This window comes from Xanthobacter nonsaccharivorans, from assembly GCF_043194755.2.
In the GTDB taxonomy this organism is placed as follows: Bacteria; Pseudomonadota; Alphaproteobacteria; order Rhizobiales; family Xanthobacteraceae; genus Xanthobacter; species Xanthobacter autotrophicus_G.
The window spans coordinates 5064173-5083756 of sequence record NZ_CM195526.1; the positions used below are offsets into that span (position 1 = coordinate 5064173).

Genomic DNA, 19584 nt, shown 5'->3' on the forward strand with positions numbered 1-19584 from the left:
GCTCGCGCCGATGCCGATGGCCCGCCGCCGCCCTGCTGCAGACGCCGTGCTGCACACCCGGCCGACGACCCCCGCGATGCGGTTCGACCTCATTCCGGAAGGCATCCGCCTCGCCGTGCGGCGGCGCGGGCGCGAGATCACCGGGACGCTGGTCATCATCGGCGTGCTGGCGGCGTTCGTCGCCCTCGGCTCATGGCACGCGACGGACCCGAGCCTCTCCAACTCCACCAGCGCGCAGGTGCAGAACCTGCTGGGCCGGCCCGGCGCCGTGGTCGCCGACCTCCTGGTGCAACTGTTCGGCCTCGCCGCCCTCGCGGTGCTGCTGCCGCTGCTCTATTACGGCTGGCGCCTCGTCACCCACCGGCCGTTTGCCCGGGAGCGCATGCGCTTCTGCTTCTGGATCGTCGGCGTGCTGGGCGCCACCGCCTTCCTCGCCGCCGTGCCGGCGCCCGTGGCCTGGCCGGGGCTCACCGGCCTCGGCGGGGCGCTGGGCGATCTGTTTCCCCGCGCCCTGGGCGTGATGCGGGCCGGGGCGGAGACCACCCTCGACAGCCTCGTCGCCGGCGCGGTGGGGCTCGCGGTGGGCGTGCTCGGCCTGTTCTTCGCTCTGAGCGGCGGCCGGCGCACGCCGCTGAAGGCGGCCCCCGCCAGCGAGATTCCCGGCGAGATCGGTGACGATGACGAGGAGGAAGATGGCACCTCCATCTCCCTCGGCGCGCTCACCCACACCATCCTGTCCTGGCGGGCCCGCCTCGGCAGCGCCGGCCTGTTCGGCAAGCGGCCGGCCAAGCCCGCCGCCGTCGATCCGGCCGTGCTGGCCGAGCGGGCGGCCCGCGCCGCCGGCCGGACGGAGCCGCGGATGGGCAGCGTCTCCAGCGGCGGCGCCGTGCCGGATGCCCTGCGCGAGGCCGAGGCGGAGCTTCCCGCCGGCAGCGCCCGCGCCGGGGCCCGCAAGCGCGGCGGCCGCCGCGCCGGATACCAGTTCCCCTCGCTGGAGCTGCTTGCCCCGGCGCCGGTCACCAAGCCCGCCGCCGTCGCCAATCCCGAGGCCATTGCCGGCACCGCCAAGGAACTGGAGGCGACCCTGCAGGATTTCGGCGTGCGCGGCGAGATCGGCCAGGTGCGCCCCGGCCCGGTGGTGACGCTCTATGAGCTGGAGCCGGCGCCCGGCATCAAGTCGTCCCGCGTCATCGGCCTTGCCGACGACATCGCCCGCTCCATGAGCGCGGTCTCCGCCCGCGTGGCGGTGGTGCCGGGCCGCAACGCCATCGGCATCGAGCTGCCCAACCAGAAGCGCGAGAAGGTGCTGCTGCGCGAGCTGCTCGCCACCAAGGACTTCGGCGATTCGGGCCACAAGCTCGCCATCGCGCTGGGCAAGACCATCGGCGGCGACCCGGTCATCGTCGACCTCGCCCGCATGCCCCACCTGCTGGTGGCCGGCACCACCGGCTCGGGCAAGTCGGTGGCCATCAACACCATGATCCTCTCCCTGCTCTACCGGCTGAAGCCGGAGCAGTGCCGCCTGATCATGGTGGACCCCAAGATGCTGGAACTCTCCGTCTATGACGGCATCCCGCATCTCCTCGCGCCCGTCGTCACCGACCCCAAGAAGGCGGTGGTGGCCCTGAAATGGGCGGTGAAGGAGATGGAGGACCGCTACAAGAAGATGTCGAAGCTCGGCGTGCGCAACATCGACGGCTTCAATGCCCGGGTGCGCGAGGCCACCGACAAGGGCGAGAGCCTCGCCCGCACGGTGCAGACCGGCTTCGACCACGACACCGGCGAGGCCATCTACGAGCGCGAGGAGATGAACCTCGAGCCCCTGCCCTACATCGTCGTCATCGTCGACGAGATGGCCGACCTGATGCTGGTGGCCGGCAAGGACATCGAAGGCGCCATCCAGCGCCTTGCCCAGATGGCCCGCGCCGCCGGCATCCATCTGGTGATGGCGACGCAGCGGCCCTCGGTGGACGTCATCACCGGCACCATCAAGGCCAACTTCCCCACCCGCATCTCCTTCCAGGTGACCTCGAAGATCGATAGCCGCACCATCCTGGGCGAGATGGGCGCCGAGCAGCTGCTGGGCCAGGGCGACATGCTCTACATGGCCGGCGGCGGGCGCATCTCCCGCGTCCACGGCCCCTTCGTCGCCGACGAGGAGGTGGAGAGCGTGGTGAAGCACCTCAAGGCCCAGGGCGCTCCCTCCTATGTGGAGGCGGTAACCGCCGACCTGGACGAGGACGGGGAGGGCGAGGACGGCGCCGTGTTCGACAAGGGCGGCTTCGGCGGCGAGGGGCAGGACCTCTATTCCCAGGCGGTGGCGGTGGTGATGCGCGACCGCAAGTGCTCCACCTCCTACATCCAGCGCCGGCTACAGATCGGCTACAACCGCGCCGCCTCCCTGGTGGAGCGCATGGAGAAGGAAGGCCTGGTGGGCAGCCCCAACCATGCGGGCAAGCGGGAAATCCTCATGCCGGAGGAAGCCGCCGAGTAATTCGCCCCCCCTTGTTCCGGCGGACTTGCAAGCGCACGCGCCGGGCCACAGGATCGCCATAGGCTGGCGCTAGAGCATGCGCCAGGCGGGTTGCTCCGCGATCTGATCGGGTAACGCATTCTCTATCTTGAAGTTAGAGGGTGATTAACCGGACAGGTTGATTCAATCTGCTTGGATCGCGCTCCAGAAAGCCTTTCCTCTTCGCCTGCCCAGACTGCCTCGCGCCAGAGAAATCCATGATGCCGAGCCGCCCTTCCGTCCGCCTGCCCTTCCCGTCCGGCCGAGCGCCCGTTCTGCGCCGGGGGAGCGGCCGCAGCGGATTGTCGGGGGGATGGATGGGCCTCGCGCTGGCGCTGGCGCTCGTTCCCGGCATGGCCAGCGCCCAGGCGCTGCTGCCGCCCGGCGACCTGATGCAGCCGCAGAAGCCGGCGCAGAACAGTGCGTCCGCCGCCCCCGCGCCGCTCCCGCCCCACCGGCCCGCCGGTGTCCAGCAGGCGCAGGCCGGCGGCCCCGCCCCGCAGGTCGCCCAGGCGAAGCCGCAGGGCAAGCCCGCCGCGCCGGCCGCCGCCTCGACCCCGGCGACGCCCGATGGCCGCGCCTCGCGCTCCACCATCGACCGGGTAACGGCCTACTATAATTCGGTGCAGTCGCTCACCGGCACCTTCACCCAGGTGGACCCGGACGGCACCAAGCGCACCGGCGACGTCTACATGCAGAAGCCCGGCCGCGTGCGCTTCCAGTACGATCCGCCGAGCCCGGTGGAGCTGATCTCCAACGGCCAGTCGGTGGCGGTGCGCGACCGCCGCCTGAACACGCAGGACATCACCCCCCTGTCGCAGACCCCCCTGCGCTTCCTGCTGGCCGAGCAGATCGACCTCGCCACCGAACCGCACGTGTCGGCCATCTACCAGGACGACACCTTCATCTCCGTGCTGATGCAGGAACAGGTGCCCATGATCGGCACCTACCGGCTGCTGATCCTGTTCGATGCCAAGACCTCGGCCCTCAGGCAGTGGATCATCACCGATCCGCAAGGCTACGACACGCAGGTGACGCTTTCCAACCTGCAGGTGAACAAGCGTCCGGATCCCAAGCTCTTCGTCATCAACTTCGAGCGCATGCTCCAGTGACCAGATCCCCCGCCCCGGCGGGGGATTTTGTTTCGGCAGCCTGTTGCCCTACATCTGCGTGCGCGAGCGGATCGCCGCCGCGAGCGTTCCCTCATCGAGATAATCGAGCTCGCCGCCCACCGGCACACCCTGGGCGAGGCGGGTGACGCGCACCGGCAGGTCGCGCAGAAGGTCCGTGATGTAATGGGCGGTGGTCTGCCCATCCACGGTGGCGCCCAGCGCCAGGATGACCTCCGACACCTCCTCATCGTGCACGCGGGCGACCAGCTTGCCCAGGTTCAGGTCGTCCGGCCCCACGCCGTCGAGGGGCGATAGCACGCCCCCCAGCACGTGGTAGCGCGCATTGAGCGCGGCGGCCCGCTCCAGCGCCCACAGGTCCCCCACGTCCGCCACCACCACCAGCGTGTGGTTGTCGCGGGTGGCGTCGGTGCAGATGGTGCAGGGATCGCAGACGTCCACGTTGCCGCAGCGCCGGCACTCCACGATCTTGCCCAGCGCATCCGCCAGCGCCGCCGACAGGGGCGCCATGAGCGCCTCGCGCTTCTTGATGAGATGCAGCGCCACCCGGCGCGCCGAGCGGGGGCCGAGCCCCGGCAGGCGGGCGATGAGCTGGATGAGGCGCTCGATCTCGGGTCCGGCGACGGCACGGGGCATGGGACGTCAGGGCTCCTGTTCAACACGCCGATGGGCGCGAGCGCGATTTGAGCAAATTGAGACCATTCGCCCGGTCGACCGCCCTCTGAAATCAGACGAGAGAACGCGCGATCCGATCGGCGCGTGCTCCGGCAGCCCCCATGTGGCGCGGCCGGCGGCCGGCGGCAAGTGTTGCGACAAGTCTTGCGACAGGTGTTGCGACGGATCCTGCGTCGCGCAGCTCGGCTGCAACAGCCGCCGCGACCGCTCCCGCGGCTTCGCCGGGGGAGGGCACGCGCACAGGCCGCCGCGCCTCGCATCCGGGGGCGGGCGGCCAGACGGGAACCAGCATCCCGCGCGCCATTTCTGGAGAAGGCCGGCGCGCCAGTAAGTCCACGGCCTGAATGCTGGATACTGCCTGGACTTCCGCCTGCCGAAATAGAACTCACGCAAGCGCTACCGGGACAGCGCTTCAGCGACCCATGAGAGCCAAGAGAACTCAGCTGCGACCGCCAGTTGCGGCAGCTGCAAGCTGTACTCAGCCGACGGGTACCAAGAAAAAGCCGTATTCCCTCCAGGGATGGGAGGCATCGGTGCCGCTGCTGCCGCGTCCGTGCGAACGGTGCTCCGCCGAACACCTCTGAGCATCGAAGATTTCAACTTGAAGCGGCTCGAATCGCTGTTCCGGGAAGGATCAAATCGCCCGGCAGCGCGCCTTCCGGCAGGCATCAAAATGGCCGGAAACCCGCATTATTGCTAGGTCTTCAAGAGTTTTTACAGGCCCGATTGTATTTCTTTCGGCAGGTGCTATACACTATTTTTGAAAGTTCAGATGCCGGTAAAGGCATCGGTCGGGAGCGATGCTCGGCTCCGACCATTGCAGCGAATAAGCAGAAAGGGACTCCCGTGAGCGACTCCGCCTCCAATTCTCCGTCGCCGAGCTTCATCGACTTCACCGCGGACATCGTCGCGGCCTATGTGAGCAACAATTCCGTGGCCGCCGCCGAGCTTCCCGCCCTGATCGAGTCGGTCTATCGCGCCCTCGGCTCGCTCGGCACCCCGGCCGCCCCGGCGGTGGAAGAGCAGAAGCCCGCCGTGCCGGTGAAGAAGTCGGTCACGCCCGAATACATCATCTGCCTGGAAGACGGGAAGAAGTTCAAGTCGCTGAAGCGCCACCTGCGCACCAGCTACGGCATGACCCCGGACGTCTACCGTGAGAAGTGGGGCCTGCCGAAGGATTATCCCATGGTCGCCCCGGCCTATGCTGCGGCCCGCTCCGAGCTTGCCAAGAACATGGGCCTCGGCCAGACCCGCAAGAAGGCGGCGCCCGCCCCGGCCAAGAAGCCCACCCGCCGCAAGACCGCGGCCTGAGGCTGAAAGCGCGCGCTGAAGAACGGCGCCGCACCGAAGACAAAGGCCGCGGTGCGCAAAGCACCTGCGGCCTTTTCTATTGCACGAGATCTGGCGGTCCAGCGTCATATTGAGCGCTCGCTCAGCGGCGCCCGTTCAATCCAGCCCCAGCCGGCGGCAGACCTCGTCCAGCTGGTCGAGGCTGGCGTAGCGGATGCGCAGCTCGCCCGTCTCGCCCTTGCCCTCGATGTTCACCGCGAGGCCCAGCGCATCGGTGAGGCGTTTTTCCAGCGCCCGCGTGTCCGCGCTCTTGCGCTCCGAGGCCGGCGCACCCTTGCTTTTGCCGGGCGCCTCGCCCCTGGACGGGGCAGGGGCCATGAGGGCTTGGCGCGCCTTGGAGAGGGCCTCCACGTCACGCACGGTCAGCCCCTTCTCCACCACGTCCCTGGCCATGCGCTCCGGCTCGGCGCAGGCGAGCAAGGCGCGGGCGTGGCCAGCGGTGATCCGCCCGTCGGCGAGATAGGCCTTCACGCTCTCCGGCAGCTTCAGCAGGCGCAGGGTGTTGGCGATGTGGCTGCGGCTCTTGCCGATCACCTTGGCCAAATCGTTCTGGTTGTAAGTGAATTCGTCCATCAGGGCCTCATAGCCCTGGGCCTCTTCCACCGGGTTGAGGTCGGAACGCTGGACATTCTCGATGATGGCGATCTCGAGGGCCTCGCGGTCCGTCAGCTCCAGCACCACCACCGGCACCTCGTGGAGCGCCGCACGCTGCGCCGCGCGCCACCGCCGCTCGCCGGCGACGATCTCGAAGCTGTCGGAGGCCTTCAACGGCCGCACCACGATGGGCTGGATGATGCCCTTCTCGCGGATGGAGGCGGTGAGGTCGTCCAGCCCGTCCTCCAGGAACACGCGGCGCGGATTGCGCGGGTTCGGGCGCACCTGCTCGATGGGCAGGCGGCGGGGCCCGCCGCGCCTGTCCCCCGCCGTCCCGCGCCCGGCCGGGGCCTGGGGCTCTCCCATCTCCCCGATGAGCGCGGCAAGTCCCCGGCCGAGCCGGGAGCGCTGTTCGTCCGCCATGTCGTTGTCCGTCGTCTTCCTGCGCCGAATTGTTCTTGTCTTGCGTCGTTTCGTGCCGGCTCGCCTTGCGACGTCAGGCCGCCGCCTCCGCCCGCGCCGCCCGCTCGCGCTGGATCACCTCCGAGGCGAGCCGCAGATAGGCCTGCGAGCCCACGCACTTGAGGTCGTAGAGCAGCACCGGCTTGCCGTAGGAGGGCGCCTCGGACACGCGCACATTGCGCGGGATCACGGTGTCATAGACCTTGTCGCCCATGAACTGGCGGACATCCTGCACCACCTGCTCGGAAAGGTTGTTGCGCCCGTCATACATGGTGAGCACGATGCCGTGGATGGTGAGGTTGGGGTTCAGCCCGGTGCGCACCTGCTCCACCGTCTTCATCAGCTGGGAGAGGCCCTCCAGCGCGAAGAACTCGCACTGCAGCGGCACCACTATGGCATCGGCCGCCGCCATGGCGTTGACCGTCAGCAGCGACAGGGACGGCGGACAATCCACGAGCACATAGGAGAAGCGCGGCGCGCGCTCGTCCTCGGCCATGGCCTTCAGCGCCGTCCGCAACCGGAAGGCGCGGTCGCGCTCGGCGGCGATTTCCAGCTCCAGTCCAGACAGGTCGAGGGTGGAGGGGGCCACATACAGATGCGGCACGCCGGTCTCCAGCACGGTCTCGCGCATGGAGGCCTCGCCGATCAGCACGTCATAGGTGGAGAGGTTGCGCTGCCGCCGGTCGATGCCGAGCCCGGTGGAGGCATTGCCCTGCGGATCGAGGTCCACCACCAGCACCGTCTCGCCGATGGCGGCCAGCGCCGTGCCGAGATTGATGGCCGTGGTGGTCTTGCCCACGCCGCCTTTCTGGTTGGCGAGCGCCAGCACCCGCGGCGCGGCAAGGGGGGCAGGGAAGGGGGAGAGCGTGTCGGTCATGGCTTTGTCCTCGACGCGTCGGGTCCGGAAGGGCCGCCCGCGGCATGGGCCGCGACACCGGGCGTGGTGACGGTGGTCTCAGCTCCCCGCCGCGCATCCTTCACCAAGAGGATGCGCCCTTGGGGGTCGCTCGCGCTGGGGCGGAGGTCAAGGTCGAGTGTCCAGCCTTTGCGGGCGTCGGTCAATTCGTGTTCGGCGTCGCGGCCCTTCGGAAACAGGCCGAGCGCGCCCGCGGCAAGGAAGGGCGCCGCCAGGTCCAGCAGCTTGGGCAGGGGCGCCAGCGCGCGGGCGGAGACCACCTGGGTCCCCGGCGCCAGGCGCTCGGCCACCTGCTCGATCCGCTGGGCATGGACCGTCACCGGCAGGTCCGCCACCCGCGCCGCCTCGCGCAGGAAGGCGGCCTTGCGGGTGTCGCTCTCCACCAGATGCACGTCCGCCCCCTCCCGCCCGGCCAGCGCCGCGCCCACCACGAGGCCCGGGAATCCCCCGCCGGAGCCGAGGTCCACCCACTTGCGGGTGTTTTCGGGAACATGGTGAATCAATTGTAAAGAATCGGCGATGTGGCGCGACCATAGGTCGGGCAGGGACGCGGGCGCCACCAGATTGATGGTCTTCTGCCACTTTACCAGAAGCTCGGCGAGCAACGTCAGCCGGTCCAGCGTTTCACGTGAAACAATGGCGGCGACGGCATCGCGCCCCGCATCATGGCTCTCGCCCTTGCCCGTCTTCATGCGCCGGCTCCGCGTGCACGCGCCGCACTCATCCCCGTGATCCACATGCCTGCGCCCTCACCGGCCCGCCCGGCGGGCGTGGGTGGCGAGGAGGGCGAGCGCCGCCGGCGTCATGCCCTCCATGCGCCCGGCCTGGCCCACCGTGCGCGGGCGCACCCGGGCAAGCTTCTGCTTCAGCTCGTTGGAGAGGCCCGGCAGCGCCCCATAGGCAAGGTCGTCTGGCAGGGCCAGCGCCTCGTCCCGCCGCAGCATGTGGATGTCCGCCTGCTGGCGCTCCAGATACACCGCATATTTCGCATCGATCTCCACCTGCTCCGCCACCGCCGGCGGAAGCGCCGACAGCTCCGGCCAGATGGCGGCGAGGCGCGCCATGTCGATGTCCGGATAGGCGAGCAGGTCGAAGGCGCTGCGCCGCTGGCCATCCTTGTTGACGGAAAGCCCGTGCCGCTCCCCCTCGTTGGGGGTCAGGGAGAGGCTGCGGGCCAGCGTCCGCGCCGCCGCCAGCGCCTCGGTGCGCCGGGCAAAGTGCGCCGCCCGCTCCGCCCCCACGAGGCCAAGGGCCCGGCCCCGCCCGGTGAGGCGCTGGTCCGCATTGTCGGCCCGCAGGGTCAGGCGATATTCGGCGCGGGAGGTGAACATGCGATAGGGCTCGCTCACCCCGCGGGTGACGAGGTCGTCCATCATCACGCCCAGATAGCCTTCCGCCCTGTCGAACACCACGCCATCCGCCCCGCCGGCGCGGCGGGCCGCGTTGAGGCCGGCCACCAGCCCCTGGGCCGCGGCCTCCTCATAGCCGGTGGTGCCGTTGATCTGCCCGGCGAGGAACAGGCCCGGCGCCCGCTTGGCCTCCAGCGTGGGGTCGAGCTCGCGGGGGTCCACATGGTCATACTCGATGGCATAGCCGGGCCGCAGCACCGCCACCCGCTCCAGCCCGGGGATGGTGCGCAGGAAAGCCGTCTGCACCTCCTCCGGCAGGGAGGTGGACAGGCCATTGGGGTAGACGGTGGGATCGTCGAGCCCCTCCGGCTCCAGGAAGATCTGGTGCCCGTCGCGATCGCCGAAGCGGACGATCTTGTCCTCGATGGACGGGCAATAGCGCGGCCCCGTGCTCTCGATACGGCCGGAATACATGGCCGAGCGGGCAAGGTTCGCGCGAATGAGGTCGTGGGTGGCGCCGGTGGTGCGGGTGATGCCGCATTCCACCTGCGGGTTCGGCAGGCGGGTGGTGAGGGCGGAGAAGGGCTCCGGCGGCTCGTCTCCCGCCTGCATCTCAAGGCTCGCCCAGTCGATGCTGCGCCCATCCAGCCGCGCCGGCGTGCCGGTCTTCAGCCGGCCCAGCGCAAAGCCCAGCCGGGCGAGGGCAGGGGAGAGGCCCAGCGCCGGCTTCTCGCCCATGCGCCCGGCGGGAAAGCTCACCTCGCCCATGTGAATGAGGCCATTGAGGAAGGTGCCCGTGGTGAGCACCACCGCCCCGGCCGCCAGCTCCCGCCCGTCAGCGAGGCGCACGCCGGTGACACGGCCGTCCCGGGAGAGCAGGTCATCCGCCTCGCCTTCGACGATGCACAGGCCCGCCTGCTCCGCCAGCGCCTGCTGCATGGCGCGCGCATAGAGCCTGCGGTCCGCCTGGGCACGGGGGCCACGCACCGCGGGCCCCTTGCGGCGGTTGAGCACGCGGAACTGGATGCCGCCCTGGTCCGCCACCCGGCCCATCAGCCCGTCCAGCGCATCGATCTCCCGCACCAGATGCCCCTTGCCCAGCCCGCCGATGGCGGGATTGCAGGACATGGCGCCGATGGTGGCGCCGGCATGGGTGACCAGCGCCGTGGCCGCGCCGAGCCGGGCCGCCGCGGCGGCGGCTTCGCATCCGGCGTGGCCGCCACCCACGACGATCACGTCGAAGGCGCGGGGGGAGGGGGTCTCGTTCATCATGATCCGGGGCAGGGAAAGCGGCCGGTGCCGCGCCCCTTCTGGAAACGCCGACTTTCAGGCGGCGTCAAGGCCGGAAGGGCCGGGATGTTTCACGTGAAACATTCTGATGCCGGCGCTCCGCTCATTTTCCGATGCAGAAGGTGCGGAACAGCGCATCCAGCACGTCCTCCACGTCCACCCGGCCGATGGTCTGGTCCAGCGCGCGGATGGCGAGGCGCACCTCTTCCGCCCGCAGCTCCTCGCGCCCGCCGAAGTCCTGGAGCGCCCGCTCCAGATGCACGGCCGCCGCCTCCAGCCCCAGCCGCTGGCGCTCGCGGGTGATGAGGGCCGGCTCGCCGCCGCCCAGGGCCGCCGTCCGGGCCTCGATCGCCGAGACCAGCCCATCCAGCCCCGCGCCGGTGGCGGCGGAGATGCCCAGCCAGCCCTCCGGCGCCGCGCCGCCCTGGTCCATCTTGGTGCGGACCCTGAGCGCCGAGGCGAAGGCCGCCGGCGGCGCCTCCCCGGCATCGCAGAGCCAGAGCACCAGGTCCGCCGCCTCCGCCCGGGCATGGGCACGGCGCACGCCTTCCGCCTCCACCAGGTCCGCCGTCTCCCGCAGGCCTGCGGTGTCGAGCAGGGTGACGGCCTGTCCGGCCAGCTCCAGATGCACCTCCAGCACGTCCCGCGTGGTGCCGGGAACTGGAGAGACGATGGCGGCCTCCCGCCCGGCGAGGCGGTTCAGCAAGGTGGACTTGCCCGCATTGGGCGGGCCGGCGATGGCCACCACCAGACCGTCGCGCACCCGCTCACCCCGCGCGGAATCGGCCAGGGCCGCCATCAGCTCCCGCTTCAGGCCGGAGAGACGGGCGGTCGCCTGCGCGGCGAGGTCGTCCGGCACGTCGCCTTCCTCGGCGAAGTCGATGGCCGCTTCCAGCAGCGCCAGCGCGCCGACCAGTCCCTCGCGCCAGCTCTCCATGCGGCGGGAGAGGGCGCCGGCGGCGAGCGCCAGCGCCTGCTTGCGCTGGGCCTCGCTTTCGGCGGCGATCAGGTCGGCAAGGCCCTCCACCTCGGCGAGATCCAGCTTGCCGCAAGCGTGGGCGCGCCGGGTGAATTCTCCCGGCTGCGCCGGCCGCAGCCCCGGCAGGCGGGACAGCACCCGCAGCACCGCCGCCACCACCGCCCGGCCGCCGTGCAGGTGCAGCTCCACCACATCCTCGCCGGTGGCGCTGGCGGGGGAGGGGAAGAAGAGCATCAGCCCCTGGTCCAGCGGCGCGCCGCTCGCGGGGTCCTTCAGCACGCCGTAGCGGGCGAGGCGCGGCGGCGGCAGGGTCCCGCCCAGCGCCAGCGCCGCCGCCGGCGCCTCGGGGCCGGAGATGCGCACCACGGCGACGCCCGCCGGCAGGCGGCCCGAAGACAGAGCGAAAATGGTGTCCGGCATGGTCACGCCTCCCCGTTTGGCTGCGGATTTGCAGGGCATAACCGCAAACCGGTGCCCTGTCGCTTCCCGAACCTTTGGTCGCCAGAACCGTTGTCCCACAGCCGGCCCCGCCGCCATAGGATCCTGACGTCATGAGCGAGAACCGCCTGTCCCGCGAGACCAGTCCCTACCTGCTCCAGCACAAGGACAATCCCGTGCATTGGTGGCCCTGGGGGGAGGAGGCGTTTGCCGAGGCGAAGGCCAGCGGCAGGCCCATCCTGCTCTCGGTGGGCTACGCGGCCTGCCACTGGTGCCATGTGATGGCCCACGAAAGCTTCGAGAGTGCGGACATCGCCGCGCTCATGAACACCCTGTTCGTGAACATCAAGGTGGACCGGGAGGAGCGGCCGGAGGTGGACCAGATCTACATGGCGGCGCTCCAGCAGATGGGGCAGAGCGGTGGCTGGCCGCTCACCATGTTCCTCGATCCCGAGGGCCGGCCGTTCTGGGGCGGCACCTATTTCCCGCCGAGCGCCAGCTACGGCCGGCCCGGCTTCGCCGATGTGCTCCAGCAGGTCTCCACCGTCTTCACCGAAAAGCATGAGACGGTGGAGAAGAATGCCGCGACCATCCTCGCCCGCGTGCGCAAGGCCGGGGCTCCCCAGGCAGGCGTCGCCATCAGCGCGGACGACCTGGCCGAGACGGCCGCCAAGGTCGCCGAGCGGTTCGATCCGGTGAACGGCGGCCTGAAGGGCGCGCCGAAATTCCCCCAGTGCGGCCTCATGGAGCTGATGTGGCGCATGGGCACCCGCCGCCGCGACGACAGGCTGAAGGCCACCGTCGCCCACACCCTCAATCGCATGTGCGAGGGCGGCATCTTCGATCATCTCGGCGGCGGCTTCGCCCGCTATTCGGTGGACGAGATCTGGTTCGTCCCCCACTTCGAGAAGATGCTCTACGACAATGCCCAGCTGCTGGAGCTGCTGGCGCTGGCGTATCGCGACACCGGCGACGGCCTGTTCCTGCGCCGGGCGCGGGAAACCGTGGGCTGGCTGCGACGGGAGATGCTGACCGCCGAGGGCGCCTTCGCCGCCAGCCTCGATGCGGATTCGGAAGGCCATGAAGGGCGCTTCTACGTGTGGTCGGCGACGGAGATCGAGGCGGTGCTGGGGGCCGAGGACGCCGCCGTCTTCAACCGCTTCTACGACGTGTCCCGCGCCGGCAATTGGGAGGCCGGCAACATCCTGAACCGCACCGACGCCGGATTCGTGAGCGCGGCAGACGAGGCCCGGCTTGATCCCCTGCGCCGGAAGCTCCTGGCCGCCCGCGAGAATCGCGTGCGCCCCGGCCGCGACGACAAGGTGCTGGCGGACTGGAATGGCCTGATGATCGCCGCGCTCGCCCGCGCCGGCGCCTTCCTGGGAGAGGGGGATTGGATCGCCCTGGCGCAGGCCGCCTTTGCCGCCGTGCGCACCCACATGGTGGCGAACGGGCGGCTCGCCCACTCCTGGTGCGCCGGCAAGAAGGTGTTTCCCGGCCTCGCCTGCGACCTCGCGGCCATGGCCCGCGCGGGTATCGCGCTCCATGAGGCGACCGGGGAAGGGGAGGGGCTGGAGCAGGCCACCCTCTTCCTGGAGGCCCTGGAGCGACACCATCTCGACCCCGCCACCGGCACCTATTTCCTCACCGCCGACGATGGCGACGCCCTGGTGGTGCGGCCCCACGCCACCCATGACGAGGCCCTGCCGAACTACAACGCGGTGGCGGCGGATGCCCTCGTCCGCCTCGCCGCCCTCACCGGCAAGGATGCGTTCCGGCTGCGGGCGGACCGGGTGCTTGGCGGCCTCTCCGGCGCGGCGGCGCGTAATGCGCTGGCCCATGGGGCCGTGCTCAACGCCATCGACACGCGCCTCGGCCTCGCCGAGATCACTGTCGTGGGCCGGCAGGCCGACCGGTTTGCCGCGGCGGCGCTGAACGTGCCCTTCCCCCTGCGCGCCGTGGTGCGGGGAGGCGGGTCCGCGGCACCGGTCGGCAGCGTGATGGCCGCCCGCCTTGCCTCCGCTCCGGCGGAGGGAGCTGCCTTCGTGTGCGTGGGAGAGCGCTGCTCCCTGCCCATCACCGATCCGCTGGCGCTACCGGCCGCGGTAAGCGAAATGCTGGCCTGAAACACCCTCTCCAGCCGACGCGCAAAGGCGACACCTTCTCAAATCGCTTCAGGAGGCCATGGGCCGATTTCATTCGATGGATGAAGAATGGATCGAACCGGGAGCGATTTTCCCCTCCAGAGGCCTCCCAATCGATCAACCTATGATTGTTTTATGGTTGTAAAACGCTCCATGCGCGTCCTGAGAGGGGTCAGCCTTCGGCCTTCTCCGGCGCCTCGGCATATTTCAGCCAGATGGCCTTCTCGCCCATCATGGCGATGAAGGCGGCATGGGCCTCGGCCTCCGACGGCGTGATGCGGGAGGGAAGCGGCACGGGACGCGGGTGGGCGGCACGGGCGGCCACCACGAGGCGGGGCGCCTCGGTGGTCTCCTCCACCAGGCCGATGAGGCTCGCCTGCTTACCGCCGAGCAGCTCGCCATAGACTTCCGCCAGAAGCTCGGCATCGAGCAGCGCCCCGTGCTTCACCCGGCGCGAACTGTCGATGCCGTAGCGGTTCATCAGGTCGTCGAGGCGATTGCCGCCGCCGGGATGCTTGCGCCGGGCGAGCGCCAAGGTGTCGACTACCCGGTCGCGGGCGATGGTGGTCCGGCCGAGGCGCTCCAGCTCGGCATTCAGGAAGCCGATGTCGAAGGCCGCATTGTGGATCACCAAAGTATCTTCGGCGATGAATTCAAGAAATTGATCGGCGACTTCCGCGAACTTCGGCTTGTCGGACAGAAATTGCGCCGACAGGCCGTGGACGTTGAACGCCTCCACCGGCATGTCGCGCTCGGGGTTGATATAGACGTGGAACACGGTGCCCGTGAGGATGCGGTTGACCATCTCCACGCAGCCGATCTCCACCAGCCGGTCGCCGCCGTAGGCCTCAAGGCCCGTGGTCTCGGTATCGAGCACGATCTCGCGCATTCCTGTCCCTCACCTCAGCCGGGCTGCCGCCCCGGCCCCGCCAGCGCGCGCACCACCCCCGCCACCTGATGTTCCGCCGCCGCGAAGCCGCGTCCGGTGTCGATGACAAAATGGGCGCGCCGGCGCTTCTCCGCATCCGGCATCTGCTTTGCGAGGATGGCTGCGAATTTCTCTTCCGTCATGCCCGGCCGGTCCAGCACGCGAGTGCGCTGCACAGCTTTCGGCGCGCTGACCACAGCGATCGCATCGACCCGCTCCCGCCCGCCCGTCTCGAACAGGAGGGGAATGTCCAGCACCACCAGCCGCGCCCCCGCCGCCCGCGCCGCCGCAAGGAACGTTTCCTCCTCCCCCCGCACCAGCGGGTGGACGATGGCCTCCAGCCGCCGCATGGCCTCAGGATCGTTCAGCACCCGGGCGCCGAGGGCAGGGCGGTCGATGGCCCCGTCGCGGGTCACCCCGGGAAAGGCCGCTTCCACCGGTTCCACCGCCTTGCCGCGATAGAGGGCGTGCACGGCGGCATCCGCATCATGCACCGGCACCCCCAGGGCGCGGAACAGGCGCGCGGTGGCCGACTTGCCCATGCCGATGGAACCGGTGAGGCCGAGGATCCACATCGCGTCAGGCCTCCAGCTGGCCCTTGGCCCGCAGATCCTCGATGAGCAGGGCCCGCAGCTCGTCCGTCACCTGCGGCCGCACCCCGAACCAGCGCTCGAAGCCGGGCACCCCCTGGTGCAGCAGCATGCCGAGGCCATCCACGGTGCGGATGCCCCGGTTTTCCGCCAGCTTGAGGAGCGGCGTCTGCAGCGGCACATAGACGATGTCGCTCACCACCGCCTCCGGCCGCAGCCGGTCCAGATCGATGGACAAGGGCGCCGCCCCTTTCATGCCGAGGGAGGTGCAGTTCACCAATATATCCGCATCGCCCATCACCCCGCCGGCCTTGTCGAAGGCCAGCGGCACCACGCGGGGGCCGAACAGGGCGGCCACCGCCTCCGCCCGCTCCAGCGTGCGATTGGCCAGCACCACGCGCTCGAACCCCCGCCCCACCAGGGCATGGACGATGGCGCGCGAGGCGCCCCCCGCGCCGAGCACGAGGGCGAGCTTGCGCTCCCCATCCCAGCCCGGGGCGCTGGCATCGAGATTGGCGATGAAGCCGTAGCCGTCGGTGGAGGCGCCGCAGAGCCTGTCGCCCTCGAACCAGAGGGTGTTGGCGGCGCCGAGCACGGCCGCGCTCTCCTCCGCCGCGTCCAGCACGGAGAAGGCGATCTCCTTGTTGGGCGCGGTGACGTTGCAGCCCGCATAGCCACGGGCCCGCAGGGAGCGGTAGAAGTCCGCGGCGGTCTCCGGCGGCACCTCCTCCCGGCCATAAGCGCCGTCGATGCCGTATTTCTTCAGCCAGTAGCCATGCAGCATGGGCGAGCGGGAATAGCTCACCGGCTGGCCGGTGACACAGACGCGCACGGTCACGGCAAGAGTCCCTGCTCGCGGAAGAACGGCAGGACCTGCAGGAGCGGCAGGCCCAGGATGGTGAAATGGTCGCCATCCACGCGGGTGAAAAGATGCACCCCCACCGATTCCAGCTGATAGGCGCCCACCGAGGTGAGCACCCGCGGGCCGGCCGCGAGCAGATAGGTGCTCAGTGCCTCCTCGGTGAGGGGCCGCATGGTGAGAAAGGCGCTGACCACCGTCTCGAACACCACCGCCCCGTCGATGGCCACCGCTACCGCCGAGTGGAGCGCATGGGTGTGCCCGGCCAGCTCCTTCAGCTGGGTGCGCGCCGCCTCCAGGCTCTCGGGCTTGTGGTAGATCTTCGGCCCCAGCGCCAGGGTCTGGTCGGCGCCGAGCACGATGCGCCCGGGCGCCGCCTTGGCACCGGCCAGCGCCTTCGCCCGCGCGAGGATGAGCGCGATGCGCGCCGGGTCGATCTCGCCGGCTTCCAGCTGCACCGCCCGCTCGTCCACATCCGCCGCGATCGTCTCCACGGGCACGCCCGCATGCACGAGAAGGGTCAACCGCGTGGCGCTCTTGGACGCGAGCACGAGCGGCTGTTCACCACGCCACACTATCGAACCTCCTCATGTTTCCGCGATCTCGCGGCGCCGGCGCTCGCTGTGGAGCGCGTAGATGGTGGCCGCCGTCTCCTCGATGGACCGTCGCGTCACGTCGATGAGCGGCCAGCCGTTGCGGGCGCACAGACGGCGGGAAAAGGCGATCTCCTCGCTCACCGCCTCACGGTCCGTGTAGGAGGTGCCGGCCTCCACCGCATTGAGACTGAGGAGGCGGTTCTGCCGGATCTCGACGATGCGCTCCGGGCTCGCCACCAGGCCCACCACCAGGGGCTTCTTCAGCTTCTCCACATTGGGCGGCAAGGGCACGTTGGGCACCAGCGGAATGTTGGCGGTCTTGATCCCCCGGTTGGCAAGATAGATGGAGGTGGGCGTCTTGGACGTGCGCGAGACGCCGAGCAGCACCACGTCGGCATTCTCCAGGTCGTCCGTCATGTGCCCGTCGTCGTGCATGACGGTGAAGTTCAAAGCGTCGATGCGCTTGAAATAGCTGGCATCCAGCGAGTGCTGGCCGCCCACCCGCGGGGTCGGCTCGCCGCCGAGGTAGGACTGGAACAGCTGCACCACCGGCGCCATCACCGAGAGATAGGGCACGCCCAGTTCCCGGCAGCTCGCCTTCAGCCGCTCGCGGATCTCCTTGTCCACCAGCGTGTAGAGCACGATGCCGGGATTGCTCTCGATCTCGCTCAGCACCCGGTCCAGCTGCTTCATGGACCGCACGAGCGGATAGACGTGCTCGATGGGCAGCACGTTCACATATTGCGCGCAGGCCGCTCGGCCGACGTTGATGAGGGTTTCGCCCGTGGCATCGGAAACGAGATGCAGATGGAAGTAGCTCTCGGCCGGCGATTTCGTCGATGACACTTTTATCCACCGCTCCTGTGGAACGCTGTTGAAAAAGGCACGGCCCCGCACACGACGCAAGTGGGGTCTTGGGACAACCCGGATTTCCATCCACATGCAGACCCCGCGGGACAGATTCCGGAGGGCCCCTGTGTGGCAATGTGGACAGTCTTAACGAAGGGTTACATTAATCCTTTGTTAACCGGCCTTTCGCGCCCTTTCGCACCTGCGGCAAGTGCGCCCTTCCGAACCGGTCGATCTGTGGATTGGTTGTCGAGGGCCCGGTGAGTGGTTAATCAACCGTTAAAGACACTAAAGACTCTCTCTTTAAAAATATCTTTCATTGATTGAAGGGACGGGATGGACCGCGCTCAGCCCACACGATCCGCTTTCCTCGACGTGCTCGACGGAACGGTGGTGGATCCCCCGCCATTCTGGATGATGCGCCAGGCGGGCCGTTATCTGCCCGAGTACCGGGAAGTCCGGGCGCAGGCCGGTGATTTCCTCACCCTGTGCTACACGCCGAAGCTCGCCGCCGAGGTGACGCTCCAGCCGATCCGGCGCTTCGGCTTCGACGCGGCCATCATCTTTTCCGACATCCTGGTGGTGCCCCACGCGCTGGGCGCCCAGCTCACGTTCGAGGCCGGGGAAGGCCCCCGCCTGTCGCCGGTGGCGGACGCCGCGGCGCTGGCCGGCCTTTCGGACCGGCTCGATCCGGCGAAGGTCGAGCCGGTGTACGAGGCGATCTCCATGGTTCGCGCCGCGCTGTCGCCCGAGGTGGCGCTGATCGGCTTCTGTGGCGCGCCCTGGACGGTGGCGACCTACATGGTCGCGGGCCGGGGCACGGACGACCAGGCCCCCGCCCGCCTGCTGGCCCTGCGGGACGAAGCCCTGTTCCAGCGCCTCATCGACATGCTGGTGGAAACCTCCATTGCCCATCTCGCCGCCCAGGTGACGGCCGGGGCGCAGGCGGTGCAGATCTTCGACACCTGGGCCGGCGTGCTCGACCCCGCCTCCTTCGAGCGCTGGTGCGCCGAGCCCCTGCGCCGCATCGTCGCGGGGCTGAAGGCGATCCATCCGGATGTGCGGGTGATCGCCTTCCCCAAGGGCGCGACGCTGGAGGCGCTGGAGCGGCTCGCCGATACCGGCATCAACGCCATCGGCCTCGACTGGTCGGCGGACCGGCCGGCGGCGCGGGCCCGGCTTTCGGGCAAGGTAGCGCTGCAGGGCAACCTCGACCCCCTGCGCCTTATCGCCGGCGGGGCGGCCCTGGAGGCGGAGGTGGCGCGCATCCGCGCGGATTTCTCCGGCGCGCGGCACATCTTCAACCTGGGCCACGGCATCCGTCCCGAGACCCCCATCGCCCATGTGGAAAAGCTTGTGGAAGCGGTGCGCCGGGGGCGCTGAGGCGCGGGAAAAAGGCAGGAATGCCAATGCTCTATGATTGGATCAAGGCGCTGCACGTCCTCGCCGTCATCTCCTGGATGGCGGGAATGCTGTATTTGCCGCGCCTCATGGTCTACCACGCCGCCGCGCAGGCGGGCTCCGAGGCGTCGGAGACCTTCAAGGTCATGGAGCGGCGGCTCCTGAAGGCGATCATCAATCCGGCCATGGTCGTCGCTTGGCTCGCCGGCCTGTGGCTCGCCTATGAGGGCGGCTGGTACCGCGCGCCCTGGTTCCACGCCAAGTTCGCGCTGGTGCTCGCCATGTCGGCCATGCACGGGTTTCTGGTGCGCTGGGTGCGGGAGTTCGCCGAGGACAGGAATACCCGTCCGGCCCGTTTCTATCGCATCGCCAACGAGGTGCCGACGCTCCTGATGATCGGCATCGTCATTCTGGTGGTGGTCAAACCGTTTTGATTTCGTCTGCCTCACAAGGAGGGCTTGCGCGGCACCGCCGGCGCACCTATCCTCTCGTCGCTTTCCTCAACGCAGGCAAATGCGCTTC

17 protein-coding genes are annotated in these 19584 nt (G+C 69.5%); 6 read left to right on the forward strand and 11 right to left on the reverse strand.

What is annotated here, in order from left to right; translation table 11 throughout:
• The first annotated feature begins 10 nt into the window (after positions 1-10).
• On the forward strand, positions 11-2494 hold the full coding sequence (locus V5F59_RS23175; RefSeq protein ID WP_393982783.1) for an FtsK/SpoIIIE family DNA translocase: 2484 nt from the start codon (positions 11-13) through the stop codon (positions 2492-2494).
• A 335-nt stretch (positions 2495-2829) separates the two neighbouring features.
• Complete coding sequence (locus tag V5F59_RS23180; protein WP_393982784.1) at positions 2830-3624, forward strand: outer-membrane lipoprotein carrier protein LolA; 795 nt, start codon at positions 2830-2832, stop codon at positions 3622-3624.
• 48 nt (positions 3625-3672) lie between these two features.
• Here V5F59_RS23180 and recR read toward each other — a convergent pair whose 3' ends face one another.
• Positions 3673-4278: a recombination mediator RecR gene (gene recR, locus V5F59_RS23185; protein ID WP_393982785.1), complete on the reverse strand. Its 606-nt coding sequence runs from the start codon at positions 4276-4278 to the stop codon at positions 3673-3675.
• Between the two features lie 885 nt (positions 4279-5163).
• Between recR and V5F59_RS23190 the strand changes: the two genes are divergently transcribed.
• Entirely contained in the window at positions 5164-5628 is a 465-nt protein-coding gene (locus V5F59_RS23190; RefSeq protein WP_393982786.1) for a Ros/MucR family transcriptional regulator, read from the forward strand.
• Between the two features lie 135 nt (positions 5629-5763).
• On the opposite strand, the gene V5F59_RS23195 is transcribed toward V5F59_RS23190, so the two are convergent.
• The 5 genes from V5F59_RS23195 to mnmE all read right to left on the reverse strand — a co-directional run bounded on the left by V5F59_RS23195 (position 5764) and on the right by mnmE (position 11677).
• A complete protein-coding gene (locus V5F59_RS23195; protein WP_393982787.1) occupies positions 5764-6684 on the reverse strand; it encodes a ParB/RepB/Spo0J family partition protein in 921 nt (306 codons plus the stop codon).
• 73 nt (positions 6685-6757) lie between these two features.
• Positions 6758-7600, reverse strand: coding sequence for a ParA family protein (locus V5F59_RS23200; protein WP_393982788.1), 843 nt, complete (start codon positions 7598-7600; stop codon positions 6758-6760).
• Entirely contained in the window at positions 7597-8331 is a 735-nt protein-coding gene (rsmG, locus tag V5F59_RS23205) for a 16S rRNA (guanine(527)-N(7))-methyltransferase RsmG (RefSeq protein WP_393982789.1), read from the reverse strand. The genes V5F59_RS23200 and rsmG overlap by 4 nt, the downstream gene beginning before the upstream one ends.
• A gap of 57 nt (positions 8332-8388) precedes the next feature.
• Positions 8389-10257: a tRNA uridine-5-carboxymethylaminomethyl(34) synthesis enzyme MnmG gene (gene mnmG, locus V5F59_RS23210; RefSeq protein WP_393982790.1), complete on the reverse strand. Its 1869-nt coding sequence runs from the start codon at positions 10255-10257 to the stop codon at positions 8389-8391.
• Between the two features lie 124 nt (positions 10258-10381).
• On the reverse strand, positions 10382-11677 hold the full coding sequence (gene mnmE, locus V5F59_RS23215; RefSeq protein ID WP_393982791.1) for a tRNA uridine-5-carboxymethylaminomethyl(34) synthesis GTPase MnmE: 1296 nt from the start codon (positions 11675-11677) through the stop codon (positions 10382-10384).
• Between the two features lie 131 nt (positions 11678-11808).
• On the opposite strand from mnmE, the gene V5F59_RS23220 reads away from it, so the two are divergent.
• Positions 11809-13821, forward strand: coding sequence for a thioredoxin domain-containing protein (locus V5F59_RS23220; protein ID WP_393982792.1), 2013 nt, complete (start codon positions 11809-11811; stop codon positions 13819-13821).
• Between the two features lie 190 nt (positions 13822-14011).
• Here V5F59_RS23220 and dnaQ read toward each other — a convergent pair whose 3' ends face one another.
• The 5 genes from dnaQ to V5F59_RS23245 are packed head-to-tail and all read right to left on the reverse strand — an operon-like array spanning position 14012 to position 17658.
• Positions 14012-14728, reverse strand: a complete 717-nt coding sequence (gene dnaQ, locus V5F59_RS23225) for a DNA polymerase III subunit epsilon (RefSeq protein WP_393982793.1) — start codon at positions 14726-14728, stop codon at positions 14012-14014.
• A gap of 14 nt (positions 14729-14742) precedes the next feature.
• A complete protein-coding gene (gene coaE, locus V5F59_RS23230; RefSeq protein ID WP_393982794.1) occupies positions 14743-15342 on the reverse strand; it encodes a dephospho-CoA kinase in 600 nt (199 codons plus the stop codon).
• Positions 15343-15346: 4 nt separating this feature from the next.
• Positions 15347-16195 (reverse strand): shikimate dehydrogenase, encoded by an 849-nt coding sequence (locus V5F59_RS23235; RefSeq protein WP_393982795.1) that lies wholly within the window; start codon positions 16193-16195, stop codon positions 15347-15349.
• Positions 16192-16791 (reverse strand): Maf family protein, encoded by a 600-nt coding sequence (locus V5F59_RS23240; RefSeq protein WP_393982796.1) that lies wholly within the window; start codon positions 16789-16791, stop codon positions 16192-16194. The genes V5F59_RS23235 and V5F59_RS23240 overlap by 4 nt, the downstream gene beginning before the upstream one ends.
• Before the next feature lie 12 nt (positions 16792-16803).
• A complete protein-coding gene (locus tag V5F59_RS23245; protein ID WP_393982797.1) occupies positions 16804-17658 on the reverse strand; it encodes a pyruvate, water dikinase regulatory protein in 855 nt (284 codons plus the stop codon).
• A gap of 339 nt (positions 17659-17997) precedes the next feature.
• Between V5F59_RS23245 and hemE the strand changes: the two genes are divergently transcribed.
• Positions 17998-19044, forward strand: a complete 1047-nt coding sequence (gene hemE / locus V5F59_RS23250) for a uroporphyrinogen decarboxylase (RefSeq protein WP_393982798.1) — start codon at positions 17998-18000, stop codon at positions 19042-19044.
• Positions 19045-19070: 26 nt separating this feature from the next.
• Positions 19071-19496, forward strand: a complete 426-nt coding sequence (gene hemJ, locus V5F59_RS23255; RefSeq protein ID WP_393982799.1) for a protoporphyrinogen oxidase HemJ — start codon at positions 19071-19073, stop codon at positions 19494-19496.
• Positions 19497-19584: the final 88 nt, after the last annotated feature.

Excerpts from the sequence above, each read along its gene's own strand:
- hemJ (WP_393982799.1), top strand. The coding sequence starts at position 19,071 with ATGCTCTATGATTGGATCAAGGCGCTGCACGTCCTCGCCGTCATCTCC.
- rsmG (WP_393982789.1), bottom strand. The coding sequence starts at position 8,331 with ATGAAGACGGGCAAGGGCGAGAGCCATGATGCGGGGCGCGATGCCGTC.
- mnmG (WP_393982790.1), bottom strand. The coding sequence starts at position 10,257 with ATGAACGAGACCCCCTCCCCCCGCGCCTTCGACGTGATCGTCGTGGGT.
- mnmE (WP_393982791.1), bottom strand. The coding sequence starts at position 11,677 with ATGCCGGACACCATTTTCGCTCTGTCTTCGGGCCGCCTGCCGGCGGGC.
- V5F59_RS23175 (WP_393982783.1), top strand. The coding sequence starts at position 11 with ATGCCGATGGCCCGCCGCCGCCCTGCTGCAGACGCCGTGCTGCACACC.
- V5F59_RS23195 (WP_393982787.1), bottom strand. The coding sequence starts at position 6,684 with ATGGCGGACGAACAGCGCTCCCGGCTCGGCCGGGGACTTGCCGCGCTC.
- coaE (WP_393982794.1), bottom strand. The coding sequence starts at position 15,342 with ATGTGGATCCTCGGCCTCACCGGTTCCATCGGCATGGGCAAGTCGGCC.
- V5F59_RS23220 (WP_393982792.1), top strand. The coding sequence starts at position 11,809 with ATGAGCGAGAACCGCCTGTCCCGCGAGACCAGTCCCTACCTGCTCCAG.
- V5F59_RS23200 (WP_393982788.1), bottom strand. The coding sequence starts at position 7,600 with ATGACCGACACGCTCTCCCCCTTCCCTGCCCCCCTTGCCGCGCCGCGG.
- recR (WP_393982785.1), bottom strand. The coding sequence starts at position 4,278 with ATGCCCCGTGCCGTCGCCGGACCCGAGATCGAGCGCCTCATCCAGCTC.
- dnaQ (WP_393982793.1), bottom strand. The coding sequence starts at position 14,728 with ATGCGCGAGATCGTGCTCGATACCGAGACCACGGGCCTTGAGGCCTAC.
- V5F59_RS23180 (WP_393982784.1), top strand. The coding sequence starts at position 2,830 with ATGGGCCTCGCGCTGGCGCTGGCGCTCGTTCCCGGCATGGCCAGCGCC.
- hemE (WP_393982798.1), top strand. The coding sequence starts at position 17,998 with ATGGACCGCGCTCAGCCCACACGATCCGCTTTCCTCGACGTGCTCGAC.